The sequence below is a fragment of the Trebonia sp. genome, assembly GCF_049794275.1.
In the GTDB taxonomy this organism is placed as follows: Bacteria; Actinomycetota; Actinomycetes; order Streptosporangiales; family Streptosporangiaceae; genus Trebonia.
Map to the genome: position 1 here is coordinate 1 of NZ_JBARCR010000095.1, position 6324 is coordinate 6324.

Genomic DNA, 6324 nt, shown 5'->3' on the forward strand with positions numbered 1-6324 from the left:
AGGGAGACGTGCGCGGGCTCTAGCGTCTGCTGCACGACGGTGGTCAGGTCGTCGCGGACCGCGGTCACGTCCACGGCGTCCTTGAGGCGGGCGGCGAATGCGGCGACCGTGCGGTCCGCGTTGTACCGCGTCCGGTTGAACCGGCGGTCCACGACTCGCTGAACCCGCTGCCGCAGCGGGTTGAACAGCGCCGCCGCCGCCAGCGTCGAGGCGGCGACCGCCACCGGGGACGACAGGGACAGCACGTCGGTGGTCAGCAGCACGAGGCCCGCGAACACGCCGACCAGCAAGCCGGTGACCAGGGCGTACGCCAGCGTCCTCGAGATGATCCTGTCGATGTCGTACAGCCGGTAGCGGAGGATCGCCACGCCGATGGACACCGGCAGCGCGGCGAGGCCGAACCACGCGAGGTTTTCCAGCCACTGCGAGACGTTCGCGCTCGTGCCCGACGAGGACGCGAAGATCACGGCGAGCACCAGGCCGGCCATGCTGACGGCGGCGCCGCTCGCGAGCCACTTGAGCTGCTGGCGCCGCTCGCCTGACGAGCGCCGCCAGCTCAGCACCTGGCGGCCGATGAAGCCCACGGACAGCACGAAGATCACGAGCAGGCACCCGTGGTAGACGACCGCGAACCAGCCGGCCGGACTATCGAGGGCGACCAGGCCGCCGGACGTGTCGGTACGGACCGGGTGCGCGGCGAGCGCGCCGGCCGTGGCGGCCACGGAAGCGATGAGCAGCACCGCGAACGCCGCGCACCAGACCCGCAGTGCCCAGCGCCAGAACCGGGACGGCAGCCTGCCGTCGGGGAACAGCAAGATCACCACGATGAACAGCGCCAGACCCTCGGACCAGAGCTGATCCACGGCCAGCCCGGCGGCGGCGAACGGCACGTGGTGTCCCAGGCGGTAGTCGAGGTAGGCGTAGTCGCCGCCGACGGTCGGGATAAAGAGGCAGCAGGCGATGACCAGGAAGAGCCAGCCGAGCGGGTTGCGCGGCTGGCGCCTGGCGACCAGGAACCCGATCGCCGCGCACGGCACGCCGATGACCAGCGCCACGACTCCGGCGCCCACCAGATGGGCGAACACCGACAGCGGGATCATGCCCGCCAGCGACGCCGCGGCGATACCGCCGAGCACGACGGACCAGCCCTTGCTGCTCATGATGGCCAGCGTAGGGCCGGATCGTTCCGGGAACGTTACCGCGCCGGCCACCCGCCGGGGCTCGGCGCATTCGCCTCAGCGTTCGCTGGCGCAGAAATCGCGAAGAAGTTAAGCGCTTATCCGAAATACGGAATTGTCCGGACTGATCCGCATAAAGGCGATCTGCGCTCGCTATTGCGAACTTACCGCCACGGTAATAGACGCCAGCGAGATGACGATATACAATCCGCCCAGATTGCCAGCCACACACGGGGATGTCGGCTGAAAAAGGGGGGCATTCATGGAATCAACGTGCGCGACGAGAGCGGTCAAGGTTCTGAAGTACCTGCGCCGCGAGGTTCCCGCGACCATACCTCGGTCAGGCGTGGACGAACTCGAAGAGCTGCCGTCAGGCGTCCTGGCGCACCTGCACACCACGTCGAACTGGGACGAGGTGACCAAGGACGAGCAGCTGCGGAACTGGCTCGCCGCCAATCCGGTCCCCGCTCCGCGAGCGAAGGCCTCCGGTCCCCTCTTCGCAGGAACGCTGGTCTTCGCCCAGGTCACCTTCCAGGTCACCGGCCAGCCATCGTCCGCCATAACGATGGCGGACATGCAGACCGCGCGCGACTACGCGGCCCTGGCGGTCATTCCCATCCAGCGGTACGTGTCCCAGTACGGGACGAGCAGCGTCGGCGTCTGGCCCGACGTCATGCCGTTCCCCGCGAACCTGACGAGCGACAGCTTCACCCTGGGGGACTTCGAGACGTGGGTGGACCAGATCGCCCAGACCGCGCGCGACAACAATGTAAGCAATCCCTGCGTCGTGATACCGCACAACAGGACGCTGCCGAACAGCGCGCAATTCTCGGGCGAACGCAATTCGTTCCACAGCATGACAGGCAATGGCACGCCATACTGCTACACCCTCGTGTTCACCGAGAACCTGACCATCGCCGACCCCGGACACTTCTACGCGGACAAGCTCAGCCACGAGATCGCCGAGATGACCGTCGACCCCAAGGGCGACGACAGCAATCCCGAGGTGTGCGACGCCTGCGCGGGGAACTGCAACAACATCTGGTTCACCCTGTTCGACAGCAACGGCGTCTATATGGGCGGAACCACCGACCCGGCCTCGGCTCCCGGTTACACGTTCTTCATCAACCCCATCGTCTCCGGGGCCGTTGCCGTGAATTCGGATAGCTGCATCGCCGTGGCCGCCGACCAGCAGAGCGGATGCGTCTATCCGCCTCCGTTCGTGGCCGGCGAGCTGCTGTCCTACACGGACGACGCTAGCCCGGGCAACGTCTCCGCCCCGATTCTGGTCGGGTTCGGCGGCTGGCTCCCGTTCAAGTTCCTGTTCGCCGGGCAGAACGCCGCCGGCGCGAGCCGCATCTACGCCGTCAACCAGGACGCCCAGCTCTTGTCCTACGGGGACGACGGGGCCCAGGGCAACGTCTCCGACCCCGTGATCGTCGGGTTCGGCGGGTGGCTCCAGTTCAAGTTCCTGTTCGCCGGCAAGAACGCCGCCGGCGAGAACCGCATCTACGCCGTGAACTCAAGCGGCGAACTGCTGTCCTACGGCGACGACGGCAGCTCGGGCAACGTCTCCGCCCCGGTCACCGTCGGATTCGGCGGCTGGCTTGACTTCACGTTCCTGTTCGCCGGCCAGAACGCCCAGGGCCAGAACCGCATCTACGCCGTGAACCAGAGCCAGAACGGCCAGCTGATGTCGTACGGTGACGACGGAAACCCGGGCAACGTCTCGGCCCCGGTCACCGTCGGGTTCGACGACTGGCTGGACTTCAGGTATCTCTTCGCCGGCCGTAACCTCGCCGGCGCGAACCGCATCTACGCCGTGCCCGCGTAGGCGCGCTCCAGGGCGGCGATGTCGAACTTCCGCATGGTGAGCATCGCCGCCTGCGCGCGTGCCGCCTTCTCCTGATCGCCGCTGGTGACCATGTCGAGGAACCTGGTCGGCACGACCTGCCAGGAAAGGCCGTACTTGTCGACGAGCCAGCCGCAGGCGACTTCCTGGCCGCCGTCGGTCAGCCGGTCCCAGTAGTAGTCGATCTCGGCCTGGTCGGCGCACTCGACGACGATCGACACTGCGGCGTTGAACTGGTACAGCGGGCCGCCGTTGAGCGCCAGGAACTTCTGGCCGTTGAGCTCGAACTCCACCGTGGCGACGGTGCCTTCCGCGCCCGGCCCCGCGCTCGTGTACCGCTGCACCCGGCCGAGCCTGGAGTCCTTGAAGATTCCCATGTAGTAGTGCGCCGCCTCTTCGCCCTGAGTGTCGAACCACAGGCAGGTGGTGAACGGCTTGCTGGTCATCGGACCTCCCCCAGTGAGATTCACTTCATCGTCATTCTGACCGCTCCCGCGCCCGGAACTCATCGCCGGCGGACCGAATTGTCGGCGGCTGGAGGCAGTATGGAGGGATGGCAGCACAACCACCGGTGAGCAGCGCTGAGGCCCTCGACGGGTTCTCGCCCGCGACGCGGGCGTGGTTCGAGGGCGCTTTCGCCGTGCCCACGCAGGCGCAGGCGCAGGCGTGGCGTGCCATAGGCAAGGGCGACGACACGCTGGTCGTCGCGCCTACCGGGTCGGGGAAGACGCTGGCCGCGTTCCTGTGGGCGATCGACAGGCTCGCCGCGACGCCGCCGCCCGCCGACAGGAAGCGGCGCTGCCGGGTGCTGTACGTCTCACCGCTGAAGGCGCTCGCGGTGGACATCGAGCGGAACCTGCGCTCCCCGCTGACCGGGATCAGGCAGGCGTCGCACCGGCTGGGGCTGCCCGAGCCCGACATCGGCGTCGCGATCCGCACCGGGGACACCGCGGCCGACGAACGGCGCAAGCTCGCGAGCCGCCCGCCGGACATCCTGATCACCACGCCGGAGTCGTTGTTCCTGCTGCTCACCTCCAAGGCCAGGGAGATACTGCGCGGGGTCGAGACGGTGATCGTCGACGAGGTGCACGCGGTGGCGGGCAACAAGCGGGGCGCGCACCTGGCACTGTCGCTCGAACGGCTCGACGCGCTGCGCGGCCCGGACGACGGCGGCCGGGCGCAGCGGATCGGGCTGTCGGCGACCGTCCGGCCGCCCGAGGAGGTCGCCACGTTCCTTGGCGGCGCCCGCCAGGTCACGGTCGTGCAGCCGGCCAGCGCGAAGCGCATCGAGCTCGAGGTGGTCGTCCCTGTCGAGGACATGACCGACCTGGAGACCGCGCAAGGGCTGCCCGATGAAGACGGCCGCGACGACCCGGCAAGGCGCCGGTCGATCTGGCCGCACGTCGAGGAGCGGGTGCTCGACCTCATCGAGCAGCACCGGTCCACGATCGTGTTCGCCAACTCCCGCCGGCTGGCCGAGCGGCTCTGCGGACGGCTCAACGAGCTCGCCGCCGAACGGTCCGCCGACCCCGACCAGCCCGTCACGATCGCGCGGGCGCACCACGGCTCGGTGTCCAGGCAGGAGCGGACCGACATCGAGGAAGCGCTCAAGGCCGGGCGGCTGCCCGCCGTGGTCGCCACGTCCAGCCTCGAGCTCGGCATCGACATGGGCGCGGTCGACCTGGTCATCCAGGTCGAGTCGCCGCCGTCGGTGGCCAGCGGGCTGCAGCGGGTCGGCCGGGCCGGGCACAACGTCGGCGACATCTCCCGCGGGGTCATCTTCCCCAAGTACACCGGTGACCTGGTGCAGGCCGCCGTCGTCGCGGGCCGGATGCACGACGGCGCGATCGAGGAGCTGCGGATCCCGCGTAACCCACTGGACGTGCTCGCCCAGCAGATCGTCGCGATGACGGCGCTCGACGACTGGCCGGTGGATGACCTCGAGGCCGTGGTGCGGCGCGCGGCGCCGTTCAGCGGGCTGACCAGGCCGGTGCTCGAGGCGGTGCTCGACATGCTCGCCGGACGGTACCCGGGCGAGGAGTTCGCCGGCCTGCGGCCGCGGGTCGTCTGGGACCGGATGGCCGGCGTGATCCACGGCAGGCCAGGGGCGCAGAAGCTGGCGGTGACCAGCGGCGGCACGATCCCGGACCGGGGGCTGTTCGGGGTGTTCCTGCCGGCCGCGGAGAGCAAGCAGCCGCGACGGGTCGGCGAGCTCGACGAAGAGATGGTGTACGAGTCGCGGGTGGGCGACGTGTTCGTGCTCGGCGCCAGCTCGTGGCGGATCGAGGACATCACGCCGGACCGCGTGCTGGTGCTGCCCGCCCCCGGCCAGCCGGGCAAGCTGCCGTTCTGGCACGGCGACACGGCGGGCAGGCCCGCCGAGCTCGGCAAGGCGATCGGCGCGAAGATCCGCGAGCTGTCGAAGCTGCCCGACGAGCAGGCCGTCACGCAGCTCCAGGAAGCGGGGCTCGACCCGCTCGCCGCGCGGAACATGGTCAAGTACCTCGCCGACCAGCGGCAGGCGACCGGCCACGTGCCCGACGACAGGACGCTGGTCGTGGAGCGGTTCCGCGACGAGCTCGGCGACTGGCGCGTCGTGCTGCACAGCCCCTACGGGGACCGGGTGCACGCGCCGTGGGCGCTCGCGATCACGGCACGGCTGCGCGAGCGGTACGGCGGGATGGATGTCCAGGCGCTGCACACCGATGACGGGATCATCATCAGGGTGCCGGACAGCGACGAGCCGCCGGCCGCCGGGATCGCGCTGCTCGACCCGGAAGAGATCGCCGACATCATCACCGCCGAGGTCGGCGGCAGCGCGCTGTTCGCCTCCCGGTTCAGGGAATGCGCCAGCCGGGCGCTGCTGCTGCCGAGGCGGCAGCCGGGCCGCCGCACCCCGCTGTGGCAGCAGCGGCAGCGCAGCGCGCAGCTGCTCGAGATCGCCAGCCAGTACCCGGGCTTCCCGATCACGCTGGAGACCGTCAGGGAGTGCCTCCAGGACGTCTTCGACGTGCCTGCCCTCACGGAGCTGCTCAGCGACCTGGCCGCCCGCCGGATCAGGATGGTGGAGGTGGAGACGGCCACCCCGAGCCCGTTCGGGAAATCCCTGCTCTTCCGCTACGTCGGCGCCTTCATGTACGAGGGCGACGCGCCGCTCGCCGAGCGGCGCGCGCAGGCGCTGTCGCTCGATACCGCTCTGCTGGCCGAACTGCTCGGCCAGGACGGGCTGCGCGAACTGCTCGATCCCTCGGTGGTCGAGGAGACCGAGCGTGACCTGCAGCACCTGTCGGAGGG

The 6324-nt window shown here is 69.5% G+C and carries 3 protein-coding genes and 1 pseudogene; 2 read left to right on the top strand and 2 right to left on the bottom strand.

Going from position 1 to position 6324, the window contains the following annotated elements:
* A pseudogene (locus tag WA805_RS02550) lies at window positions 1–1160 on the bottom strand (hypothetical protein); the annotation flags it as partial.
* A gap of 280 nt (window positions 1161–1440) precedes the next feature.
* On the opposite strand from WA805_RS02550, the gene WA805_RS02555 reads away from it, so the two are divergent.
* Complete coding sequence (locus tag WA805_RS02555) at window positions 1441–3012, top strand: tachylectin-related carbohydrate-binding protein (protein ID WP_425241555.1); 1572 nt, start codon at window positions 1441–1443, stop codon at window positions 3010–3012.
* On the opposite strand, the gene WA805_RS02560 is transcribed toward WA805_RS02555, so the two are convergent.
* Entirely contained in the window at window positions 2994–3476 is a 483-nt protein-coding gene (locus WA805_RS02560; protein ID WP_422276220.1) for a VOC family protein, read from the bottom strand. The two genes, WA805_RS02555 and WA805_RS02560, sit on opposite strands and share 19 nt — an antisense overlap.
* Before the next feature lie 107 nt (window positions 3477–3583).
* Here WA805_RS02560 and WA805_RS02565 point away from each other — a divergent pair.
* Window positions 3584–6324 (top strand): DEAD/DEAH box helicase (locus WA805_RS02565; protein WP_425241556.1); only part of this gene is annotated, 2741 nt, incomplete at its 3' end.

Coding starts and splice junctions, on each gene's coding strand:
- WA805_RS02555 (WP_425241555.1), top strand. CDS start 1,441: ATGGAATCAACGTGCGCGACGAGAGCGGTCAAGGTTCTGAAGTACCTG.
- WA805_RS02560 (WP_422276220.1), bottom strand. CDS start 3,476: ATGACCAGCAAGCCGTTCACCACCTGCCTGTGGTTCGACACTCAGGGC.